Origin of the sequence: Christiangramia aestuarii, assembly GCF_009735585.1 — a bacterium.
GTDB classification, from domain to species: Bacteria; Bacteroidota; Bacteroidia; order Flavobacteriales; family Flavobacteriaceae; genus Christiangramia; species Christiangramia aestuarii.
This window is the reverse complement of the sequence record NZ_VJVW01000077.1, coordinates 1-459: the sequence shown is the minus strand read 5'-3', so window position 1 is coordinate 459 and position 459 is coordinate 1. Positions and strand designations below refer to the sequence as shown.

Annotated in this window: 1 protein-coding gene; it reads right to left on the bottom strand. The window is 70.4% G+C overall.

The window, feature by feature from the left end; all coding sequences use genetic code 11:
• Window positions 1-84: 84 nt before the first annotated feature.
• A partial coding sequence (locus FLP08_RS16985; RefSeq protein ID WP_156278105.1) for a GNAT family N-acetyltransferase occupies window positions 85-459 on the bottom strand: 375 nt, incomplete at its 5' end.

Sequence of the window (459 nt, the reverse complement as noted above, 5' to 3'; positions counted from 1 at the left end):
GTCCGGGGCAGTGCTGAAACATCCTGTTGCAGTTGGCAACTGTACCGTCACCCGCCACCCGCCGGTCAAGCCCTTTGCCGCCGTCTAGAGCACCAGGCGCATCGCGCAGCGGCTGTCGGCGGCGAAGCCGATCTCCTGCTCGTGGCCGAGGATCGCGCGCAAGCGCTCGCCGGCTTCCTGCCAGGTCAGCCGCTGGAAGCCCAGGCGTGCGTAGAACGGCGCGTTCCAGGGCACGTCGCAGAAGGTCGTCAGGGTCAGCGCCCGGCAGTGGCTGGCGTGGGCGTAGGTCACCGCGCGCTCCAGCAGGCGGCGGCCCAGGCCCTGTTGCTGGTGGGCCTGGGCGATGGACAACTCGGCGATGTGCAACTCGTCGGCGCAGCGTTCGGCGGCTAGGAAACCGACCGGCTGGCCATCGGCGTCTTCCGCCAGCCAGTGGCTGCCGCGCTCGATCAGGCGGCG